This is a genomic window from Scopulibacillus darangshiensis (assembly GCF_004341035.1).
Classification (GTDB): domain Bacteria; phylum Bacillota; class Bacilli; order Bacillales; family Sporolactobacillaceae; genus Scopulibacillus; species Scopulibacillus darangshiensis.
On record NZ_SLXK01000016.1, the window covers coordinates 48,710 to 71,594 of the forward strand.

The 22,885-nt window shown below is 42.7% G+C and carries 19 protein-coding genes and 1 pseudogene; 4 read left to right on the forward strand and 16 right to left on the reverse strand.

The genetic code is table 11. From position 1 onward, the window contains the following. Positions 1-94: 94 nt before the first annotated feature. From EV207_RS12060 to EV207_RS23790, 3 genes and pseudogenes are all read left to right on the forward strand, one after another. Positions 95-670, forward strand: coding sequence for a histidine phosphatase family protein (locus tag EV207_RS12060; protein ID WP_132746404.1), 576 nt, complete (start codon positions 95-97; stop codon positions 668-670). 41 nt (positions 671-711) lie between these two features. Further along, positions 712-1,330, forward strand: a pseudogene (locus EV207_RS12065) (hypothetical protein). Between the two features lie 56 nt (positions 1,331-1,386). Beyond that, entirely contained in the window at positions 1,387-1,617 is a 231-nt protein-coding gene (locus EV207_RS23790; RefSeq protein WP_341539802.1) for an NUDIX domain-containing protein, read from the forward strand. 466 nt (positions 1,618-2,083) lie between these two features. On the opposite strand, the gene EV207_RS12075 is transcribed toward EV207_RS23790, so the two are convergent. Continuing rightward, positions 2,084-2,692 (reverse strand): CGNR zinc finger domain-containing protein, encoded by a 609-nt coding sequence (locus tag EV207_RS12075; RefSeq protein WP_243647040.1) that lies wholly within the window; start codon positions 2,690-2,692, stop codon positions 2,084-2,086. A 296-nt stretch (positions 2,693-2,988) separates the two neighbouring features. On the opposite strand from EV207_RS12075, the gene EV207_RS12080 reads away from it, so the two are divergent. After that, entirely contained in the window at positions 2,989-3,450 is a 462-nt protein-coding gene (locus EV207_RS12080; RefSeq protein ID WP_132746405.1) for a hypothetical protein, read from the forward strand. A gap of 261 nt (positions 3,451-3,711) precedes the next feature. Here EV207_RS12080 and xerS read toward each other — a convergent pair whose 3' ends face one another. The 15 genes from xerS to acpP form a co-directional block, all read right to left on the reverse strand. Then, a complete protein-coding gene (xerS, locus tag EV207_RS12085; RefSeq protein WP_279389190.1) occupies positions 3,712-4,803 on the reverse strand; it encodes a tyrosine recombinase XerS in 1,092 nt (363 codons plus the stop codon). A 122-nt stretch (positions 4,804-4,925) separates the two neighbouring features. Continuing rightward, on the reverse strand, positions 4,926-5,180 hold the full coding sequence (locus EV207_RS12090) for a hypothetical protein (RefSeq protein WP_132746407.1): 255 nt from the start codon (positions 5,178-5,180) through the stop codon (positions 4,926-4,928). A gap of 264 nt (positions 5,181-5,444) precedes the next feature. Continuing rightward, positions 5,445-5,855 (reverse strand): VOC family protein, encoded by a 411-nt coding sequence (locus tag EV207_RS12095; protein WP_132746408.1) that lies wholly within the window; start codon positions 5,853-5,855, stop codon positions 5,445-5,447. A 64-nt stretch (positions 5,856-5,919) separates the two neighbouring features. Next, positions 5,920-7,062 carry a mannitol-1-phosphate 5-dehydrogenase gene (locus tag EV207_RS12100; protein WP_132746409.1) on the reverse strand — a complete coding sequence of 381 codons (1,143 nt, stop codon included), beginning with the start codon at positions 7,060-7,062 and terminating at the stop codon, positions 5,920-5,922. A gap of 7 nt (positions 7,063-7,069) precedes the next feature. Then, entirely contained in the window at positions 7,070-9,190 is a 2,121-nt protein-coding gene (locus EV207_RS12105; RefSeq protein WP_243647041.1) for a BglG family transcription antiterminator, read from the reverse strand. Positions 9,191-9,282: 92 nt separating this feature from the next. Beyond that, positions 9,283-11,214, reverse strand: coding sequence for a PTS mannitol transporter subunit IICBA (locus tag EV207_RS12110; protein ID WP_132746410.1), 1,932 nt, complete (start codon positions 11,212-11,214; stop codon positions 9,283-9,285). Positions 11,215-11,457: 243 nt separating this feature from the next. Next, positions 11,458-12,255: an SDR family oxidoreductase gene (locus tag EV207_RS12115; RefSeq protein WP_132746411.1), complete on the reverse strand. Its 798-nt coding sequence runs from the start codon at positions 12,253-12,255 to the stop codon at positions 11,458-11,460. Between the two features lie 15 nt (positions 12,256-12,270). Continuing rightward, positions 12,271-14,247: an oxidoreductase gene (locus EV207_RS12120; RefSeq protein WP_132746412.1), complete on the reverse strand. Its 1,977-nt coding sequence runs from the start codon at positions 14,245-14,247 to the stop codon at positions 12,271-12,273. A 6-nt stretch (positions 14,248-14,253) separates the two neighbouring features. After that, positions 14,254-15,387: an acyl-CoA dehydrogenase family protein gene (locus EV207_RS12125; RefSeq protein WP_424511367.1), complete on the reverse strand. Its 1,134-nt coding sequence runs from the start codon at positions 15,385-15,387 to the stop codon at positions 14,254-14,256. 26 nt (positions 15,388-15,413) lie between these two features. Continuing rightward, positions 15,414-17,000 (reverse strand): AMP-binding protein, encoded by a 1,587-nt coding sequence (locus tag EV207_RS12130; RefSeq protein WP_132746414.1) that lies wholly within the window; start codon positions 16,998-17,000, stop codon positions 15,414-15,416. Continuing rightward, complete coding sequence (aroA, locus tag EV207_RS12135) at positions 16,939-18,327, reverse strand: 3-phosphoshikimate 1-carboxyvinyltransferase (protein WP_132746415.1); 1,389 nt, start codon at positions 18,325-18,327, stop codon at positions 16,939-16,941. The genes EV207_RS12130 and aroA overlap by 62 nt, the downstream gene beginning before the upstream one ends. 165 nt (positions 18,328-18,492) lie before the next feature. Beyond that, positions 18,493-19,524, reverse strand: coding sequence for an alcohol dehydrogenase catalytic domain-containing protein (locus EV207_RS12140; protein WP_165886927.1), 1,032 nt, complete (start codon positions 19,522-19,524; stop codon positions 18,493-18,495). A gap of 1 nt (position 19,525) precedes the next feature. After that, positions 19,526-20,749, reverse strand: a complete 1,224-nt coding sequence (locus EV207_RS12145; RefSeq protein ID WP_132746417.1) for an acyl-CoA dehydrogenase family protein — start codon at positions 20,747-20,749, stop codon at positions 19,526-19,528. Between the two features lie 51 nt (positions 20,750-20,800). Then, positions 20,801-22,438: a class I adenylate-forming enzyme family protein gene (locus tag EV207_RS12150; RefSeq protein ID WP_132746418.1), complete on the reverse strand. Its 1,638-nt coding sequence runs from the start codon at positions 22,436-22,438 to the stop codon at positions 20,801-20,803. 21 nt (positions 22,439-22,459) lie between these two features. Next, positions 22,460-22,714, reverse strand: coding sequence for an acyl carrier protein (gene acpP, locus EV207_RS12155; RefSeq protein WP_132746419.1), 255 nt, complete (start codon positions 22,712-22,714; stop codon positions 22,460-22,462). Positions 22,715-22,885: the final 171 nt, after the last annotated feature.

The window sequence follows — 22,885 nt, forward strand, 5'->3', positions numbered from 1 at the left end:
ATTAAAAGAAGGTATTAAGAGGTAAAATAAAATTTACGGAAGGTCCCATTGAATAACTCTGACATAGTGGAAAATATTCAAGGAGGGAAGCATTTTGGAGTTAGTTTTTATTAGACACGGTCAGGGAGAACATACATTAGATTTACCTCATAGTCTGCAAATAGAAAATCCATCACTAACTGCTGAAGGGGCAGAACAAGCAAGATTATTAAGATATCAAAAACCTTTAACGAATAAAGATATAATAATGATTAGCCCGATCAGAAGAACGCTGCAGACAGCATCTATTTGGAGTGAAAATATAAACTGCCGAAAAATTGTAAATCCCTTGGTGTCTCCCAGAGTGTTTCCAATCCACAAAGAATCGGACACACTGCCTTGTGATAAAATTATGGATTTAGAAGTCATTAAAAATGATTTCCCAACTTATGAAATCGAAATGAACCTTCCTCTCAATTTATGGACTGAGGGGATAAACGTGTTGTCTGAAAGTGAATTTTTAATTTTAGCTAAAGAATTCATTTCCTATTGTAAGCAATTTCAAAAGGAAAAGATTTATTTGGTATCACATGATGGTACCATAACTTCTTATCGCCAAATGTTGTCTGGAAAAAAACTTACTCGAGAAGATTTCCCTAAAGAAACAGGTTGTTTTGAAATTAGTTGTTGATTTAACGGATGGCGATAGTGAACAAACAAATGGAGGTATTAATGAACGAACTCCCAATCACACTTCATTTGGATAACGTAACTTTCCAATTGAAAGAAAATCAAAATTTTGAGTGGCTTAGTGATTTAGGTAAAGCCTTTTGCGTTTTTGATAAACAAGATTCCGGCAATTTATGCTAAATACAATCAAAAAGATTCTCCATTTTTTCGTTATAAACAATTGCCAATTGAACATCGGTTGGCTTCATTGGATCGTATTTTTTGTTTCCACATAAATGTTGAAAGGAAAAATTATGTCGCTGTTGATTTTTATGATGGAAGCATATTATATGATTTTAAGAATAATATTACGAAGATTTGTGATATAGACCTTTATCAAAAAAAGCCCTTTAAAAATACAATGGGCAGACTCTGGGGTTCCTCACGATTTATGTCACCGGAGGAATTTGAATTGGGTGCGGACATTGATGAAGTAACAAATGTGTTTAATATGGGAGCAATGGCTTTTGCGCTTTTAGGCGGTGAACTGGATTGTTCATTCTCTAAATGGGATGCGGGAAAAAATCTTTATGAAGTGGCAGCCAAGGCGGTAAAGACTACTCGACATCAGAGGTATTCATCGGTCGAAGAATTCTATTCGGCCTGGGTGGCAGCTCTGTAAAACAAGAAGTGTTTCCAGATAAAGAAACGGCGGGTTTTCAAAGGGGAGACTATGAAGTGGATTATGTAAGTGAGCTAAGGAAATTAGTCGGTCATAAACCTTTAATACTAACTGGTGCTGTGGTTTTGGCTTTAAACAAAAAGAATGAGTTGTTATTACAGCATAGAACAGATGGTGGATGGAGATTGCCTGGAGGTCTAATGGAATTAGGCGAAAGTTTGGAAGATACAGCACGAAGGGAGGTTAGAGAAGAGACAAATCTTGCCGTTGGAGAACTAAATTTTTAGGAGTATTTTCCGGCGAGGACTATTACTTTAAAGTTTCTAATGGTGATGAATTATATTCCGTAACAGCTGTTTATATGACAAATGATATTAAAGGCAGTATTAAAATAGATAAAACCGAATCATTTGATATTCAGTTCTTTAGCCTTGATAATTTGCCTGATGGTTTAACTGAAGAATATCGCAGTTACATAAATCCTTTTATTAATGAATTGGTTAAATAATGTTTTAGAACTCAACTAAACTGACAAGGGGTCAACATGGGTGGCGTCCCCATGTAGCCCGTCATGAAAAAATTGAGATGACATAGGTTTCCTCCTACCTTTGGGTTCCAAAAGAATATTCTATAACCTTTTTCCCAAATCATTTAGGTCTGCCGAATTTTGGAACCTTATTGTCTAACAAAAAATCTTTTCAAGATCCTACTCTTTCCATCCATTTGACGAATGACAGCTTCCCCAATACATATTCACTTTTTTCGGTGGTAAAATCTTCGGGCTTTTGCGCGGTTCCCGCAATCCGCCATTGTACACCAACGACGGCTTTTGTTTCGGCTCGAATCGAAAAACAGCCACCCGCATGGATCTCCTTCACATAGCTTTACCCTGTTCAATTTTCCCGACAGTAAAAGATCGATTGCCGATTTCACAATCGGATGAAGCATACAGTTAAGTTGATCTTCACCCCTTTGAAATGTTAGGGCAAATTCGCCGTCTCTTGGAATAATTTCTGCAAAGTAATTGGCCTTCGTAAAATATTTATTCAAAATGGCAAGGTCAAAAGTATCGGTTTTCTTGCCAGTTGCAATTGAGCGGAACAACCGAAAAATAGCTTCCCGTAACTCGATAGCCTCCTCTAGAGCCTTTTCAGCTTGATCTGAATGACGTCTTGCTTTCTCAAGTAATGCCTTTTCTTGAGAAGTGTTTAAAATTTCCGCGTGTCGACTCCAAGCCAACAATTTTTCGTAATTTATTAACCATTCATTCGGATTGTCTCCGTTATGCCAACCAGCAGTGTTGGCGAAATCTAAACATAAGCGTTCCCCGATCAAAATCAAAGTTCCTGCATCTGTGTTCAATTTTGACAGTTTGATCACCTTCTTTTTATATAACCATTGTAGAGTATGTTGACAGTTATAATCAACCGCATTATAATATAACCATCAAAAATGCCATAGAAGGTTATACATTGCCGGGAACATTGTCCAAAACAATCAATTGAGTTTTGAAGGGAGCGGGTGAAAGTGAATATTAAAACTTATCCGTTGACACCAGAGCGTCTGATGGGAAAGGGGTGAGAGTCAGCTTTTAATCAACCGGTCTGGTATTAACAATTGACTGTTGTGTAAATGAATTATTTTTTGGAGGGGTTAGGATGAATGAAACATTGAGAAATTCAGTTAAAACCATGGTAAAAGAAACATTTGAAGGACCGCCTCGTGAAGGAGGTATGTTCACAGAGTCACGGCCAAACAGCGGACTTTTTGGGACTCTTGATCAGTTAACCGCAAATGACGCTTCAATTGCGGTTAATGGGACGACGGTTGCGGCTCATGCTGATCATACCCGCTTTTATTTATGGGGAACGAATGCCATCCTGAAAGTCGGCAAGCAGCCAGAAATGGATTGGGGGGGAAGTTGGAAAATTAATTTAGTGGATGAAAAGGGATGGAATCGAATTCGGGAAGAATTACGACATGAATACTTAACATTTTTAGAAACACTCGATGTTATTGAATGGAATGAACCACTTACAAAAGAGGTATTAGGTTCTTTGGCTCATTCGGCATATCATCTTGGAGCAATTCGGCAAATGTTAAAAGTGATCAAGAAGTAGCTTTAAAATAAGTTTGATCATTTCATTAATGTTACTTGGATATCGCTAAGCTTGCCTTTTATAGTAAATAAAAAGAATCCATTTTGATCAACCCTTTTCAAAATGGATTCTTTAGAAAGGGAAGACGATAATAAGCAACCGGCAGTTAACTTATAAAAAAAAGCTAGTTGACATAATATATATTATAGGAATCAGTTAATAAACATAAAAATCCCGATTTTTTAGGTTTTATAAGTGCAAACAACGCCCAAACAACATGATTTACTTTTCATGTGTTTGAGCATCTTTTTTAAACCCGTCCATTTTATCAATGGCTTTTTTCATTTCAATATTCGTCATATGTGTATAAATCATCGTCGTTTGCACTGATTCGTGGCCAAGATGTTTTTTTAGCTTTGGAATGTCATTGTTTTCCATATGATAACGGGTGGCAAATGAATGTCTTAATTTATGCACAGATAATGCCGGTTTACCAAAAGCAACAGCATATTTTTCAACGATTTTTTCAATAGCTCGATTTGAGAGTCGTCGTGAAGCTTTTTTAGGGCCAATTGAGGTTGACACAAATAATGCTTTTTCTTTTTTACTGAGCTGGTAGCGCGTTTCACGGATCTCCAGATAATCTTTCAAATCAATCATAGCTTGCTCACTGAAATACACATACTGTTCTTTGCCGCCTTTTCGAGTAACGCGGACACTATGTTTTTTAAAATCAATATCATCAAGACTCAAACCGGCTAATTCAGATAAGCGCAGCCCTGATCCCAGTATAAGCGAAACCATAGCTGTATCCCGTTCCCGGTTTTTTAAATGAAAATTGTAAACTCTGATGTTTTGTTTGTGTTTTTCGCCGTAATCCGAGGCAATAAACTGTCTAAATTGCTCATATTCATCACCGTGTAGAATCTTGCCTTCAATGCGGTTTGCTATCGTTTCCTGATCATCTTTAACGACGTTGAAATCAATTTTCGCCATGACATTTCGATAAATATACGGTTCAAAGGTTTCAGTTTCAGCGATATTTTGCAGATAATGAAAAAGTGATTTTAATGATGAAATTTTACGATTAACAGTTTGTTTGCTGTTGCCCAACTGTAATTCCAAATGTGATAAAAAGCTTTCCATATCCTTTATTGATAAGGATTCCAGTGTTTTTAAAGTTAATTCCTGACGTTTTCCTATATGCATACTTTCCGCAAGCAGCCAATCAATAAAAATAATATAATCATGACAATAATTTAATAGCGTTGATGCAGCCATTTTGCGTCTCTTATGATCAATGAACTCCCCCATATACCAAGGAAGCTCCCCCGCCTTAATCGTTAAACGCTCATAATATGTATTGTTAGCCAAAAGAATCACCCCAGGCTATTATAACATTTAAAATAATTACGTAAAATTATTTTTTGACGTAATTAGTAAGTTGATGGAAAAATGAATTATCACAATATTACGAATAACCTAATTGTGATATGTTACGTAGTCTTGAAATAAATAACAATTGCAATAATCGCAAGAAAAAATGTCACAGCATAAATGATAGTCAAAACGGCTAGATTTCTTTTGTGATTTTTAAAATGACCGGCTTTTAATAATTCTTCTTGCTCCTCTTCCCCTTCGATTCCTTCGAGCTTCTTGATCGTGCCGTTAACTTCCTTACCCACAAAAAGTGTGCCAAATAAGGAGATCAGGACAATAATAATAACCATAACGGATAAGAAAATATACATCCATCACCCTCCTTTCGCTGCCTTTTTATATTTCAGTATATAGACGTATTTTCGAAAAAGTCAAACCATTAAAGTCAAATCATTTAAAGTTGCGTAGACAATTTAAAACGAGGCTCGGACAGAAGTTTTTACTAATAGAAAAATCCGAACTCATACAGACGCCATATCTGAATAGTTCGGATTTTTATTTATACATAAGAAACAACGAAGCGTTCCGTCAAAATACTTCACTTTCCACGGGCACGGCTTCGTTTCTTTCATAAATTAAGCTTTGGTATAGTTCAAATCCCAAGTAATACCGAATTTGTCTTGTACTTTAGCATATTTCGCACCCCAGAACGTATCCTGCAGCTCCATATGTACAGAACCTTGTTGACTTAATGCATCATACAATGCTTGAATTTCTTCCTCATTTTCCAATTCAAGCGCGAGTGAAATATTATTGCCAAATTGAACAGGTTTGCCTGGAAAAGTATCGGATACCATAACTAAAAAATCACCTTTTTTAAAACGGCCGTGAATAATTTTTTCAGCCGCTTCCGGCGGTGTCGGGAAATCCGCCTCACCGTAGGTTTGGACATCGGAAATTTCCCCATCGAAGACGTCCTTGTAATACTCCAGTGCATCTCTCGCATTGCCGTCAAATATTAAATAGGGTGTAGCTTGATTTTTCAAGTGAACCACTCCTTAAATTTAATATAATTACAATATCTCACAGTCTTGGTAAAAACGCCAGATATTATTTGATTTTGAACGCTTCATAACTTCGGACAATGTCATTTATTATATTGTTATCATCAAGCCCACAAATGCTTTTCAATACGTAAGGAACGTTATTCTCACGGATCATACGTTGCAGTTCGACCGCTTCCGGGTCCTCCTCAGCATCAAACAACAAACATGCTGCAATGGCTTTGGCAAGATTTTGATACGGCAGCTCTAATTTTCTCGCCTCTGTCACCGGTTTAATCAGCCGATCTTCAGGTCCAAGCTTTCGAATAGGCGAACGGCCAACACGAGTGACGCTGTCATTTAATTGTTTATTTCGGAAACGCTCTAAAATTTTTTCAATGTATATTTCATGTTCAGACGGATCCAACTGATAGCGTTTGACAAGATAGGCACCTGTTTCTTCAACAGTCGCCTTAACTTTATCGTAGACGGCTGGATCATTTAGTGCCTCATCAATGGTTGTTTTGCCTGCCAAGTAACCGAAATAGGCCGTTGCGGCATGGCCCGTATTCACCGTAAATAATTTACGTTCAATAAAGGGTGCCAGGTCTGGCACTGTCGTCATTCCCTTAACAAAAGGTATACTTCCTGTTGCCTCAACAATCCACTCATGATAAGGCTCAACCAGAACATCCAAAGAATCATGTGTGTCTTGAATGGGAACTATCCGATCTACAGCTGAGTTGGAGAAAAAGACGCGCCCTTGCAATTTTGCTTTGGTTTCTTTATTGAGGGCGGTTAAAATATATTCTTTAAGTCTATCGGTCGCTGAAATTTGATTTTCACAAGCAATAACATACACTTTATCATCAGTTTCCTTAACCCTTTTTGCCAGACCTTTCGCAATCAAAGGGGCGATCCGTGGTAAAATATTTGGGCCAATGGCGGTCGTGATAAAGGTCGCCGTTTCAATAGTACTAACCACTTGATCCTCTTGGGTCATATTATTTAAGCCTGAGACATTATTGATTTCGAATACCTCTTGAGGCTGGGACGCCGTTTTGACGTTGTAGCTCCCCTGTTCATTTAATTTTGTGATGATATCATCAGCTATATCGACAAATGTCACATGGTAACCGGATTGTGAAAATAACGCTCCAATAAATCCGCGGCCAATATTTCCCGCTCCGAAGTGAACAACGTTTTTCATGATAAACTCATTCCTTTTTGAATTTATTTTGAAGAAAGTTAAAAAACGCTTCTTCTAATTTTTTTCTGATCATTTTTTCATTTGCGGAAGAAAAAATCATCAGCGTTTCATCGTCTTCTACAATAATCGTACTGATTAAACTTACAATCTCAAGCTGGATAGGGTTCAAATATTCGGGAGCAAGAATAAGGAGCATATTTCTTACTTCCATCTGCTCGCCATCCATCCCTTTCAGCATGTACGGTTTCTCCAAATGAGCAATATGGAAAAGCATGTCTTTCACCGCTTTATGCCGGCAATGAAAAAGTGCCATGCTTGTGCCGGGAATCCCGAGTCCCCCTTGTGCTTCTCGCGCAAGCAGTTGCATGACGACAGTTTCTGCATCTGTGACTAAGCCCCAATTGAAACAAATGCTCACCATCGATGTGAGCAATGATCTATAATCTTCACCATTTCTAGTGTGGTATACATGTAAATGATCCAATACGGATCTGATGCTCGACTGGACATCATCTACATCATCCATAAATTGTTCCAATGGCATCACGTTGACCGGATATGCGGTGAGTTTGTTTGTCATGCCGTTATTTATCTTGAAGTGCCCTTTTCTTGTCAGATCACGAAGGTTGGTCCCTAAATAATCGTGAATCGCTTCGATATCTTTCTCACTCAACAACGGATTAACATACACATAGTCAATATTTGCAAAAGGCAGTCTGACTGTTGAAATAACGATATCGTAACTTTCCATATTCAATTTTTGCATTTCCTTTATTGAGGAAATGTCGATTGATTTAATTTCTCCCACTTCTTTTTTGATCCTGCTTGCCAGCATTTTGGACGCACCGATACCAGTGGGACAAACCACAAGAGCCTTGATACTGATATCTTCTTTCCGTAATTCCAATGCCGAGCCAAAATGGAGAACAATATAGGCAATTTCATCATCTGGAAAAGAAATATCTTTGAATTCCTTCTCAAGACTGTTGCTTACAGCCATGAAAAGAACAGGATAGCTTTTCTTTATTTCTTCAGTGAGGGGATTGTACGATCCCAACTTTTGTCTAATTCGAAATATAGAAGGTTCCATGTGGGCTATTAAACCCTGAAAGAGTGAAAAATCGGATGTTAAATCAACATTTAATTGCAGGGAAACATGTTGAATCACCCTCTTTAACGCCCTTCCGGTTATGACACTGTCGTAGTACGCTTCTTCGGCCCGCTGTAATTTCGATCCCTTTAAATACAAGGCTAAGAAACCAATATCCGGCTTTTCCATAGCGATATTAAGTTTTTCTGAGAAATCAGCGGCCATTTCCTCAACGAGCCGGTAATTGCCGGTGTCCACTAAATAATCAAGCGCCACTTCATCCGGTAATAAGGAAAAGCCTTTTTCAATTCTTTGCAGAGAAATGCAGACTTGGACCAAAAAGCCAACATAATCACTGTCAGCCAAATTAGAATGAGCGGACACGATTTTCGCATTGACCACCTTATCAATGACCTGCAAATACCGCTGCTTAAAATAAGATAAGATGAGATCATCAGATGGCATGGCATCGTCCGAAAAAAGAAAGAGATTTTCGATCAGCTCTTCGTTAAAATACATGAGAAAATAGCTTCCCAGCGCCTTTCTTTTAGCACTTTCCGGAGCAATGATCTCAACACCGACGCCTCTTTTCCTTAATAACTGAACAGCAAAGTTATTAAGCCAGTCCGTTAAATCATCCAGATACGTCCCTAATGTTGTAACAGAAACGTTCAATTCATGGGCTAAGGCAATTAATTTTACGGGCTCTTCCTCATCCAACAGTCTGATTAAAAGCAGAAGTTTACGCTGCTCTATTGAAATATCCGTCGGCTTGATCTTAACCAAATGTTGAATCAAACGGAAAATATCCCCGTCCGAACCGGTAATAACTAAACCGTTATCTTCTGATTTATTAAGCTGCAGGTCAAACCCATCCAATATTTTCTCTGCATTTTTCAAATCCCGATGAATGGTCCTGACACTGACATGGAGAAAAGTTGCGATAGACAAAGGTGTGTGTTTGCCGCTCGTCTTAATAACTAATTCCAATATCGCTTTTTCTCTTCCGGTAATATACATAACATCAGCCCATTTCATTGGAAGTCGCGTAAAACAGTACCCTCTGAAGACCAATTGATGCAACAAATATAAAGAAGCAGAAAGATGTTGTCACATCTTCCTACCCACATTCATTTAGTAAAGGATGTTCCCATCGCGTCCATTAGTTCTTCAACAGTACTTGCCGTCGCCATTTTCTCTACATTCTCCATATCTGAGCATGTGACGGCAATAGCGGAGAGCATATCCAGATGAGTGCCGTCTTTACCTGCAATACCAAACAATAAACGGACCTTTTGACCATCAAAATCTACGCCATCGGGAATTTGTATAATCGTGACGCCAGATTTGAGAACCTCTTTTTTCGCCTCTTCTGTTCCATGCGGAATGGCAACGTCATTACCCATGTATGTTGACGTCAACTCATCCCTGTCAATCATCGCTGCAATATATGATGCATTGACATAACCGCCGTCTGCTAGTACTTGTCCGGCAAATCGGATCGCATCTTCTTTATTGGTGAATGTCTTATTTAAGAAGACATTTTTTCTAGGCAAAATGCTGCTTTCAGCTTCATCTTCAGTTTCAAGCTGCTCACCGTTTGGCAGTTCTTCTGAATTCGATTTCTCTGTCGTTGTTCTTCCGTTCTCTAACTGATCAACAAGTTCATCATATTTCGGACTGGCTAGAAAATTATCAACGGAAATATGATAAGCATGAGGGACTTGGTTTTTTGCTCTTGGTGTCAATTCTTCTTGTGTCACGACAACCTGAGCATCATTCGGAAGTGAACTAATTGCTGTATTCGTGACTTTAACATCCAGGCTAGCTTCTTTCATTTTCTTTCTTAAGATCGAAGCACCCATGGCACTTGATCCCATGCCGGCGTCACAGGCAAAAATAATATGGTTGACTGTATCAGACTCAAGTTCTTTGTCATTTTGATCTTGTTCAAGCATACTGGCAACGCTGCTTTTCTTTCCTTTCATTTCTTGCATTTTTTTCGATGCTTCTTCCAAATTCTCTTCTTTTTGCTTTCCTGTTTTTAAAACAAATGTGGAAACAGCAAACGAAACGATGGCAGCTGCCAAGACACCGCAAATATTTGCAAGATACGCGCCTGCACTTCGGGGTGTTTCAGCCAAAACAGCAATAATGCTTCCTGGAGATGCCGGTGCAATCAAGCCTCCATTAAGGACAACAAATGTGAAGACACCGCTGATTCCCCCCAATATTACTGCCACAAATAGGAGCGGGCGCATTAAAATATATGGGAAATAGATTTCATGGATGCCGCCAAAGAATTGAATGATTGCCGCACCTGGTGCTGATTGCTTGGCCGCTCCTTTTCCAAAGAAGGTGTATGCAAGCAGCACACCGATACCCGGGCCGGGATTAGCCTCAAGTAAGAATAGAACCGATTTCCCATGATCCCTCACTTGCTCAAGACCGATCGGTGATAACACCCCGTGGTTGATCGCATTATTTAAAAAGAGGACTTTGGCTGGTTCAATAAATACACTAGTCAGCGGCAGAATGCCTGTATGAACCATCCATTCAACGCCAACAACTAACCATCCAGTAAAGATACTTACTGCAGGGCCCACTGCTAAGAAGGAAATGATGGCTAAAATTCCGCCGAGAATACCTGCTGAGAAGTTATTGATCAGCATTTCAAAACCGGCTCTTACCTTACCTTCGATCAATGAATCAAATTTTTTGATCACATAACCGCCTAAAGGCCCCATAATCATTGCCCCAAGAAACATCGGAATATCAGAGCCGATAATGACGCCCATCGTCGCAATTGCCCCTACTACACCGCCGCGATGATCATGTATTAATTTACCTCCAGTATACCCAATTAGTAACGGGAGTAAGTATTTTACAGTCGGGTCAACAAGTGCCGCTAGTTTTTCATTAGGGATCCATCCGGTCGGAATAAATAAGGCTGTGATAAGTCCCCAAGCAATGAACGCCCCGATGTTCGGCAATACCATCGAGCTCAAAAAGTTGCCGAACTTTTGCACGCCGACCTTAATGCTTTTATTATTTTGGTCCATTATTCTCTTCCTTTCTTCATAACCTTTACTTTAATCTTAGGTTATGGAGCGCTTTCAAACAATGAATACTAAACCTAACTTTGTCACAGGCTGCTGTGCCAAAACTTTTATTAATGACCTAATCTGCAAACACGTTTTTTCCAAATAAAAAAAAGACCTTTTCGGCCTTTATTTTTAGCACTAGTTTTTCAATTATAATATCTAGCCTCAGGTCTTTACTATAGCTGTTTTATATAGGAACAATCACTTTATTAAATCCTCAATTTCCGGCGGGTAATGGTTATTCATGGTTAATCCTCCGTCTAATTTTATCACTTGTCCAGTAAGAAAACTAGAGGCACCGCTTGCTAGGAACAAGGCAAGGTTCGCGACGTCATCGGGCTGTCCAAGTCTTCCAAGAGGTGTTTTGGCAACCACACCATCACGGTATTTTTCATAATGATCCCCGGTATAGAAAGTCAATGAATCCGTATCAACAACACTGGGAGTAATACAATTTGCAGTGATCCCTTTTGGTCCCAATTCCGTTGCAAAATAGCGTGTTAGAGATTCCAATGCTGCTTTGGCGGAACCAATATTGGCATAGCGAGGCAGTGTGAGCCCGCTTCCCATCGAGGAAATCGTGATGATCCGGCCTTCGCGTCCTTCCATTAACGGCACCACGCGCTGCACGGCTTGAAGTGTACTATTGACAACCACTTGATACGTCTTTTCAATATGATAATCCTTTACCTCGAGAATCGTCTTGAAAGCAGTTGCTGCCGCGTTGGCGATAAAGATATCGAGCACACCCCACTCGCTTTGAACATGGTCAAACATGGCATCAATGTCTCCCCGGGAATCAAGATCAGCCCTAAAAATTAGGGCCTGTCTTCCCATTTTACGAATTACTTCAGCGGTTTCCCTAGCGAGTTCCTCCTCTCGGCGATAATGAATGAGAACGTCAGCACCTTCTTCTGCAAATTTCAATGCAGTCGCTCGCCCGGTTCCCCTTGAACTGCCTGTGATTAATACTTTTTTATTCGTTAATGTGTCACCCATGGATAATCTCCCTTTCTAGTTTTTAGCCGATGCCTCTTCCGTTATAGAATCATAGATAAGGCTGTAAGCTTGCTGAATCGCTTTTGCTGCATTCAGTTCGCTGGCAATGTCACTGCCGCCGATCGTTTCAATCGGAACATGCCCTTTTAGTGCATCGAAGAGCTCCCTATTTTCAGTTTGGCCTGTACAAAGAATAACTTGATCTGCCTCAATAAATTGTTGTCCATCATTATTTTGAACCCAAACGCCATCTTCAGTAATTTCTTTACATTCAAAGCCTTTTAAAATGTTGACACCCAACTGTCTAAGCTTCGATATCAGCACCCAACGTGTCGTCGGACCGACTCTCTTTGCAGGTTTTGGAGATCTGGAAATGACTGTAACATCAACACGATGAGACTGTTCAGCCTGGGATTCGGCGATAAAATGGGCAAGGTCACAACCGATTCCACCGCCGCCAACAATGGCAATTCTTTTTCCCAATGTGACTGTTTTGGATAAAATGTCGGAATAGGCAGCAACATGAGGAAGATCTGTTCCTTTTAGCAGCCTAGGAATGTTTGGTTCTACACCGGTCGCAATTATGACCTTATCAAATGCCCTTAATTCATCTATTGCAGGTTGATAAGAAAGCTTCACATTTACGTTCAAACGTTCAAGTGACGTTTTATAAAATCGGATCGTCTCAAGGAAGTTTTCTTTCCCGGGGATTTGAGAAGCTAAAAGGAATTGGCCGCCTAATTGACCCTTGGCTTCAAAGAGTGTCACCCGTTCACATTTTTCAGCCAACGCTTTGGCCGCCGCAAGCCCGGCAATCCCACCGCCAACCACCGCAATGTTCTGTCTCTGCTGACCGTGATGATCTCTGTCTTTCAAGCCCCATTTCCATTCGTGCCCTGTTCGCGGATTGACAAGACAGCCAACCGGCGATGGAGGATGTCCCATTGTGTGATCAAGGCATTCCTGGTTGCAGGAAATACACACATTCAATTCTTCACGGCCGCCCGTCTTTGCTTTTTGAGCGAAAGATGCATCGGCAAGCCAAGGCCGTGCAGGCGCGACAAAGTCCATTAACTGTTGATTCAGAACATCATCAGCACATTCAGGAGTATGGATGCGGTTAGCACCGATAACAGGGATATTTACTGCTTGGCGAATCTCAGATGCAACATGAGCAAAAGCGCCGGCGCGAACAATGGCAGCAACCGTTGGAACCCGTGATTCATGCCAACCGACACCGACATTTAATGCATCGACACCGTGCTTGGCCAGCTCCCGCGCAAATTGAACCGTTTCGGCGCGCGTCGTGCTGCCATCCATATAATCGTCACCAGACATCCGGTATATGACCGGATAATCGGACCCAAGTGATTTGCGAATGCCTGAGACAATTTCAAGCGGCAGCGCCATTCTTTTATAAAAATCGCCGCCATACTTATCCTCCCGTTGATTGGTAAGCGGCGAGAGAAATTGATTAAGCAAATAACCTTCAGAACCCATGAGTTCAACTGCATCGAACCCTGCAGATTCGGCAAATACCGCTCCATTAACAAATGCATCCCGGATGTCATGAATCTCTTTTGTCGAAAGCGCGACAGGTCTTTCTTTCGTCACCTTTGACATGATGGCGCTAGGGGCAACGGGTTCCAGCCCGGTTTCAGAGCTTTTGGCATAACGGCCATTGTGCTGCAATTGCAAAGCCATTTTACCTCTAGCCAAATGGACTGCCTCTATTAGTTCTTGAAGTTGGACGCGATGATCCTGTTCTGTTAAACAATACATATGATCGCCGCCTCCGCTTGGAAGAACGGCAGCACCACCGGTAATAATAAGAGCTGCGCCGCCTTTAGCTCTTTCGCTGTAGAAGGCTTTAAGCTGATTTAATTGCTCCCTGTCACCCTCAATACCAAGATGCATGGCCCCCATAAGGATGCGGTGATCCAAGGTCAAACTTCCGATATACCCTTTTTTAAAAAGCAATGAAACGGTCATATTGTCTCATCCTTTATCAAAAAAATGTTTGGCAATAACCGCTTTTTGTGTTTCGGCCGTGCCTTCTTCAAACCACTGCATTCGGGCATCACGATAAATTCTTTCGATTTCACTGCCTTTAAAATAACCGATTCCGCCAAAAATTTGCAGTGCTTTATCAGTAACCCTTTTCACCATTTCAACACTGTAAAACTTCGCCATTGATGCTTGTGCCGGTAGCAACGCTTCCCGATCTTGAAGTTTTCCGGCATTTTGGCACAAAGCCTTAGCGGCTTCAATATCTGTCGCCATTTCGGCGATGTAGGACTGGATAAGCTGCCTCTTTGCTAAAGGCTTGCCAAATGTGACTCTTTCGTTTGCCCTTTCAATTGCAAGATTTAGGGCCCGTTCTGCAAGGCCGACACAGGTCATCGCAACAGAAATACGGCTAGGATCTAGGAAGCCATTTAAAGCGGCTATTAGACCTTGACCAGGCTCACCGAGCAAGTTTGCGACTGGGACACGGGCATCTTTTAATTCCAAATGGGCATGCCCTGTCCCGGTTTGGCCCATCGTCCCAGGCATTATCCTAATTTCCAACCCCTGGGTATCCCTTGGCACCATTAAAGCCAATGTACCGTCATAACCTGTAGTCCCCTCCAAACGCGCAAAAAGCAGGAAATAATCCGCAATATCGCCAAAAGAAATCATCCACTTTTCTCCATTGACAAGATAGTCTGAGCCATCTTTCCGTACCGTTGTTTTAAGATCAGCGCCAGATCCGCTATTGGGTTCTGTTAAGGTGAAAGTGGTTATGACATCACCAGCAATAAGAGGTTTAACAAACCGTTCTTTCTGCTCATCATTCACGATCGGCAAAAGCGGCCGCCAAATCCCGTTACAAACATGAACGATGACCCTAACTGAGCCGTGGGATTGCGATAGAAGCTTAATGATTTCTAAATACTGTGAAAAAGGAAGACCGCGGCCCCCTAATGATTCCGGTGCCGTCAGGTTTAGATAGCCGCGCGCTCTCAGTTCGTCCCAAATGTCTTTTCCACACTCGCCTGTTTCTTCAATCCTTTGAGACATCTTCCGAAGGGGACCATTGACATATTCCCTTGCTTCACATTTTAATTTCTGAAATATTTTATCATCCAAGACCATTCCCCTGCCTTAATTAGGTATTAACTTTTGATTTGAAGTTTGTCAGCGATCATTTGTCTCAGAATATATTTTTGAACCTTTCCTGTCACCGTCCGCGGCAGCTCATCAATTAACTCAAGGTGTTCCGGCCAATAGATTTTGGCGGTATTCCTAGATTCCAGAAAAGAGGTGAGATCCTCTAATGAAAAAGCCTGAGGGACTTTAAGCGACACATAGGCGCAAATCCGCTCGCCTAACCGCTCGTCCGGCATCCCGACGATTGCAACGTCTTTAATGTTCTCATGCATATATAAGATATTTTCTATGTCAACTACCGGGATCTTTTCCCCGCCGCGGTTAATGATATCCTTAACACGTCCGGTGATGCTTAGATAGCCGTCTTTATCGATCGTGGCTAAGTCACCAGTAATGAAAAAGCCGTTTTCGTCGATGACATCCCCATACCAATCATGATGGCCGAGATAAGTTGTAAAAGTCGCCGGCGTTTTAACACGATACATGCCTTCCCTACCGGGAGTAACCTCGTTGCCCTCATTATCTGTAATCTTCATTTCCATCCCTTCAATGACTTGCCCGTCGGTTCCCCATTCCTTTTCATCATTACTGAAAGGTGAACCGACGCTGACAAGGCATGTTTCCGTTGAACCCCAACCGCCAACGACCTTGCAGCCCAAAGCAGACGTTGCATCATGAGCAAGCCGCCTTGGGACAGATGCACCGGTCGCAACAAAGATTTTCAGCCCTATTGGCGGGTTTGGTTCTCGGGAAATATCCGCTAAAAACGGCGTCGCAGCTTGGACAAAAGTCGAACCATAATCCTCAATTGCCCGGCGCGCTGTTTCGACATCCCATTTTGCCTCTAAGACTTGTTTGGCCCCAAGTGACAGCGCTACAATCATTCCGTACAGAAAACCGGTCTGGTGGGCGAGTGGGGAAGGGACCCATATCGCATCCCTCCCGGTTAACCCTAATGTTTTCGTATGAGCATGAACCGCATAGCTCAAAGTGCCGTGTGTATGGATCACACCCTTAGGCTCACCCGTCGTGCCCGATGTAAAAAGGAGTTGGGCATCCGTTAAAGTGGTTGGACTGCGGCCATTTACTTCTTCCAGATCAGGCTCATTTTGAGCGAGCCCGCCCAAACAATGTTCAATATCAAACGGATCCCTTGATTTAATCACCACAATAGATTCCAGGTCGATCAGGTTAAGCTTAATACGGTCAGCCATCGCTTTATATTGATAGTGATTAAACTCTTTAGGGACGATCAGCATTTTACTTCTTGATTTCTCCATAATAAAAGAAACTTCACGGTCCCTCAGCGTCGGTAAAATCGGGCAGGCTGCTGCCCCGATCTTCCAAATGGCCAACGTTACAACAACAAATTCCCAGCTGTTTGGCATCATATATGCAACAAATTCCCCTGGTTTAATGCCCTTCTCGATAAGACCCTGGGCGGTGCGATTCGCTAGATTCTCTAACTGGCCATAATTTAATTCAATCGGTGCCGACAGACTGAGGTCAACGATAGCAGCCTTTCCTGGATCAACCTTTTTTAGATGGTCCAGGAACAATGGTTCTTTTTCCGGTTGACATTCTTTTCCCATGCTGCAATTGTCTCCTTTCCCTTTTTCTTTCACTCTTTTCAATTCTCATATCGAGTCCTAATTGTTTCATATGATCCAGGAATTCAGGATAAGAAATTTTATAGGCATTTGGGAAGCTTAAATCACTTTCCCCATTGGCTCGTGTCGCGGCTATTGCAAAAGCCATTTCAACACGATGGTCATTGTAAGTGGAGATGGAAGCGGCCTTTAAATCATCTACCCCCATAATGATCAAATCATCGCCTACTTCCTTAATATCAGCCCCCATTTTATTTAGTTGGAGCATTGCTTTAACCCGGTTGGACTCCTTTAATCTTCCTGGACCGATGTTTCTCAAAACCGTTTTCCCTTTGGAAAGTGCGGCGAGAACGCTTAATGCTGGAATTAAATCCGGCATGTTCCTCATATCAATTTCAAGACTGGCGGTTGGCTGGATGCCGTTATGTTTGATAACGATTTGGTCCTTTTCATGGTCGGCTTCAATTGGCAAACCCATTTTTTCCACAATCTCCAAGATTCTCCCCTCAGGATGGGAGCCCCCTGCAGAAATGCCTTCTAATATTAAATCGCTTGGGTGAAGTGAAGCCAAAACAAGTAGAAAGGCTGCTGATGATAGATCAGGTTCTAATGTAAGATCGGCAGGATGATAGTTTTGCTTAGCAGGGACCGTCCACGTTCGGCCGTTTGGATGTTCGATGACATTAATGCCAAATTGGTTCATCATGTTAATCGTTAAATTGATATACGTCTTTTCATTTAAAGGAGGTATGGCTTCAACGACAGTATCTTTAGATGCCAAAGGCGCCAAAATTAATAATCCTGAAATCCATTGGCTTAATGTGCCCTGGATTTGTACTTTGCCCCCTTTTGGTAAACCGGGATAAACAGTGATAGGCAAACGGCCGTTATCCGACTCGTTTTTTATCCCCATATCCGATAAAGCATTAAGCAAGGGTTCCATTGGCCTTGCTTTTAATGCTTTTTGACCATCATAAGTCGCAGGACCGTTTTGGGAAAAGGAACCAAGGCCAATTAAGAACTGAGAGGTTGTACCAGAGCTGCCGACACGAACCCCCCCGTTTACAGGTATGTATGGACCACCTTCGACAATGTAACCATGTTTCGTATTGTTTATTTTTATACCTAAGTCCTTTAAGGCATTAAGGGAATCCTTAATATGGACGGCATATGATTTACCTGTAATGCGGGTCTTGCCTTTAGCTAATGAACCGAAGATCAACGCGCGATGCAAATGGTACTTTGACGATGGGACACGGACTGCACCGTTGATTTTCCCATGGTATGAACTGATTTTTAACCTTCCCATTGGGTAAAACCTCCATGTAACGTGGTTTTAATAGATATATATTCTTTTTGTGGTGAAATAACACTTAAGATTCTGTTTTATATCAATACAAAAAGACCCGTACACCTTTAGGGTACGAACCTTTTTGTAAGCATTTTATTTTTTTGGATTGGAGGATTTCAGATGTCATTTCCGATTTGGTTCAATCACCCAACGCCCTGACATGCGAACATCTTGAAATGCTTGATTTATATTTTCGAGAGCAATAGTTCCCGCAATAAGCTTCGTTGGGTCTAGCTTTCCCGCAGCGGTTAATTCCACTAGTTTACCGACGTCCTCAATAACCGATCCATAGCTCGTTATGACCTGAATGCCCCGCCGGACTGTCTTGGCGATTGGGATTGACACGGTATCATCCGACATGCCAATAATGGTCACCTTACCACCTGGCCTTACGATGTCCAATGCCAAGGCTACCGTCTCCCTACTGGCAATCGTGTCAATGACAACATCTATGCCGCCTGATTTTGACCAGCGGCGAATGGTTCTCGCTGTGCGCCTTGCATCATCCATTATGGTAAAGCCTGCTTCTGATCCGTATTCTTCCGCTATTTTCACACCTGAAGCACGCCGAGTAACAGCACCCAAATGGCCAACGGAAAAAATATCAGCAAGTTGGAGAGAAGCCAGTCCAATTCCGCCGGTACCTATGACAATCACCGTGTGCCCGGCTTGTACACGCGATAGATTCATGGCGTGAAATGGCGTTGCATAGGCATCCACCAACACTGCCGCCGCAGCACTTGAAAAATGGTCAGGGAGCTTAATCAATTGGCTTTGCGGTACAATGACCTGTTCTGCAAAGCCCCCTGGTCTGTGATAGCCAATCACCGCTTGTCTAATACAAAGATTGGGCTGATTGTTCTGGCATGCTGCACATGTCCCGCAGAATATAAAAGGGTGAACCGCGACATGATCACCTTCCTGGAAGTCTCCCACTTGCTCTTCTATTTCAACAATTGTGCCTGAAATCTCATGTCCCATTGTCAATGGGAATGATGTGCCCGCCGGTACGGCTTCACCCTTCACGACTTGACGATCACTGCCGCACACACCGCAGGCTTCAACCCGGATCCGGACTTCGCCTTGCTTTAATGGCGCGGCGTCTATCTGGACTGTGGAAAAGCCATCTTCTGTTGTAAATTGTGCGGTGAGCACGTTACTTCTTCCTCCTCGCCCGTTCACGGCGGCGGGCATTTGTCAGCATAGCCTCAGCAATCGTCATTTTTTGCATTTCCGCTGTGCCCTCTTCAAACCAAAGAGAACGTGCATCCCTATAAAGCCGTTCAACTGGGCTGCCTACCGAGTAACCGATTCCTCCGAATAAAGATAATGCCCCGTCGGTGACTTCCCTGACCATCCGAATCGCATTGCCTTTTGCAAGGGACGCTTCGAGAGAAATATCTTCTCCCTTGTCAAATTTACGGGCAGCATCCAAACATAACAGCCGTGCGCCTTGAACAGCCATTTGCATTTCCGCAAGCCTCATTTGAATGGCCTGACGGCTGGCAATGGCCTTGCCAAACGTTGTCCTTTTGCGGACAAATTGCAGCGTAGCATCAAGCGCTTCTTGTGCCAAACCGACTGCGCTTTGGGCAATGCATGCCCGGCTTTGATCCAGAAACCCGCGAACAGCAACACCGAAGCCTTCCCCAACGTCACCAAGCACGTCATCTTCGGCGACTTCACAGTTTTCAAATGTGATGATGGCATGTGAACACCCTTTATCACCCATCATATGGGGCATCGGTTCCAAATTCATACCTTTCGTGCCGTTTGGAACCAGGAATGCGGTCAAACCGCCGCGGCCAGCCTCACCTTCCATTTTAGCAATCACAGTGATAACCGAAGCTTCCTCAGCGAACGTAATGAGATGTTTGCGCCCGTTCAACATGTACTTACCGTTTTCATAGTTTGCTGTCGTTCTCAGATCGATGCCAGTTCCATTATCAGGCTCAGTTAAAGCAAAAGCAACGAGAGCCCCTTCATCCACTAGTTTGGTAAGCCAATGCTCTTGCTGTGCCTTTGACCCTTGACCAACAGTACGCCAAATACTGTTGTAGGCGTGAAAAATCATCCGAATCGATCCATGACAATGCGATATCTCCTCAAGAATCGGAAAATAAAGGGATAGCGGAAGGCCTTCGCCGCCTACCCACTTGGGCTGGGTCAGTTTATGAAATCCTAATTCACGGATCCTGTCCCATAAAGCATCAGGTATTCTCCCGGCGCGTTCGATCTGTTCCGCCCAATCCCCTGATTCTTCTTGGCGAAATTGCAAGACGCGATTGCGGATTTGATTCGCTCGTTTAACAAGTTCAGAATCGATGGTCTGCCCGTTCAGTTGAATCGCATCTGGTTCAGAGGCATTTAAAATACTCATTCCCAATCCCCCGTTCATGTTTTAGTCTCTCGCCTTGAAAGGCGGTTCTCCCTATGCTCCCTGACGAAACCGGTCACGCAAATCCCTATTTTTGATTTTTCCGGAATGGGTCATCGGCAGTTCGCTTAGGAATTCTAACCGATCAGGAAATTGGAACTTCGCCAGACCGTGTTCACTAAGAAAATGGCGCAATTCAGGCAGGCCAAACCGCTCGGTACCTTCTTTTAACACAATACAAGCAACGGTTTGCTGACCGAGTGTCTCATGCGGAGCACCGACGACTGCGACTCTTTCCACAGCATCATGACCCGCAATGACGTCTTCCACACTCTTTGGATCAATTTTCGTGCCGCCGCGGTTTATTACATCGTCAGCCCGGGCAATAAAGCTGTATCGCCCATTTTCGTCCTGCCTCAACAAATCACCGGAATGGAACCAACCTTCATCATCCCACTGACGGTTTGCGGCTTTTTCATTTTTGTAGTAACCGGCACAGAAGTTTGGACCGCGCGACCATAATTCTCCCGGCTCGCCTTGCTTCACATCACAGCCTTCTTCATCGACCAAGCGAATCTCGATATCCTTAAGGCCAAAGCCAACCGTGCTGCTGACCGCGTCGATTGGGTCATCCGGCTGATTTGCCGTAGCCACAAAGCCTTCCGACCAGCCAAACATGCCGCCGACTTTAATGCCGCCGTCCGTTTGCAGCCTTTGAAGAACTGTGCTTGGAACGGGGGCTCCTGCATAGATAAACACCTTAACACTTGATGTATCGGATGATTTTAAATTGGGCGAATTAGCAATATGAATCACATGCGGCGGAGCACCTATGATGAAATTGGGCTTTTCGTTTTCAACCCATTTCAATGCGCGGTTTGCCGAAAAACGGTCAAGAAGCAGAATTCGGCCGCCGGTTGCGATCGTCATCATGACACCCGCAAGCATCCCGGTTTGGTGGCTGATCGGCGCAAGGTCAAGAACACCGCATCCAGGCTCATAACCAAAGTTATCTACTAAAGACCTTGACGACCAGAGATAATTGGCGTGCAGATGGACGATTCCTTTTGGCGACCCGGTTGTGCCTGATGTAAACACCATGACAAATGCATCTAATGGTTTGGGTTTATTCTCATCAAGCAGTTCTTTTGAAAGCGTCTTTCCACTACGCCGCAATGATGTGAATGTCTTAATATCATTATTTTTGAGGGAATCGGTCCCTTGCAAAATAACGTGTGTTAATGACTTAATGTCCTTTTGAATGGCGATTGCCGCATCGTATAAAGGTTGTCCGCGATAATAATCTGCGACGATCCAAGCTTTGGCATCAACTTGCTTAAGGCTTTGAATCAGTGCCTCCCGTCCGAGATCGACTTGTAAAAATACACCAATCGCACCGATTCGCGCGGCTCCAAATATGGCAATGACATAGTCAAGTGTATTAGGCATCTGAAGAGCGACCGTATCACCTTTTCGGATACCCATTTCATATAGATTGGCTGCAACCGATTCGACTTCTTCCCACATTTCCTTATAAGTGAGGCTTCGCTCTTCGTCCTTATGTACGACTTCAGGATAAAGCTTTGCATCACGCTCCAATACATCGACAAACGATTCATTCGTCCACATGCCTTTTTCAATGAATTGAAGGGCGCGTTCTTCTGTCAGTGTTTTTCCGCCAAATTCGAACAAATTCTTTCACTCCCTTATTAGTTAGGCCAAGCGATTTGATACATACTCGACAACGCCGGTGACGGTAGAAAGTTGACCAAAATCCGAATCCGGAATCTCGATGTCAAATTCATCTTCGAACGCGATGGCAAGTTCGGTCAAGTCAAGTGAATCCGCACCAAGATCATCAACAAACAAGCTGCTTCCATTGACTTCTGACGGCTCGACTTGCAATTGGCTGCAAACGACACTGTTCACTCTTTCCTCAATTTGGTCTTTTGTTAATGTTGATGACATGTTATCGCTCTCCATTCGTTAAAATAGTATGGTAATGTATATAAGATAGCCAATGCATGATGACAAAAACACCACTGGCCGTATGTCATGCCAGATGGTGTCTGAAGTATAGTCGTATTATTGGCTAGCTTTTCCATTTTTATAACCTAAAGTGGCAGTCACATATTAGGG

Excerpts from the sequence above, each read along its gene's own strand:
- EV207_RS12120 (WP_132746412.1), bottom strand. The coding sequence starts at position 14,247 with ATGACCGTTTCATTGCTTTTTAAAAAAGGGTATATCGGAAGTTTGACC.
- EV207_RS12130 (WP_132746414.1), bottom strand. The coding sequence starts at position 17,000 with ATGGGAAAAGAATGTCAACCGGAAAAAGAACCATTGTTCCTGGACCAT.
- EV207_RS12115 (WP_132746411.1), bottom strand. The coding sequence starts at position 12,255 with ATGGGTGACACATTAACGAATAAAAAAGTATTAATCACAGGCAGTTCA.
- EV207_RS12090 (WP_132746407.1), bottom strand. The coding sequence starts at position 5,180 with ATGTATATTTTCTTATCCGTTATGGTTATTATTATTGTCCTGATCTCC.
- EV207_RS12105 (WP_243647041.1), bottom strand. The coding sequence starts at position 9,190 with ATGAAATGGGCTGATGTTATGTATATTACCGGAAGAGAAAAAGCGATA.
- acpP (WP_132746419.1), bottom strand. The coding sequence starts at position 22,714 with ATGTCATCAACATTAACAAAAGACCAAATTGAGGAAAGAGTGAACAGT.
- EV207_RS12110 (WP_132746410.1), bottom strand. The coding sequence starts at position 11,214 with ATGGACCAAAATAATAAAAGCATTAAGGTCGGCGTGCAAAAGTTCGGC.
- EV207_RS12100 (WP_132746409.1), bottom strand. The coding sequence starts at position 7,062 with ATGAAAAACGTTGTTCACTTCGGAGCGGGAAATATTGGCCGCGGATTT.
- aroA (WP_132746415.1), bottom strand. The coding sequence starts at position 18,327 with ATGGGAAGGTTAAAAATCAGTTCATACCATGGGAAAATCAACGGTGCA.
- EV207_RS12145 (WP_132746417.1), bottom strand. The coding sequence starts at position 20,749 with ATGAGTATTTTAAATGCCTCTGAACCAGATGCGATTCAACTGAACGGG.
- EV207_RS12080 (WP_132746405.1), top strand. The coding sequence starts at position 2,989 with ATGAATGAAACATTGAGAAATTCAGTTAAAACCATGGTAAAAGAAACA.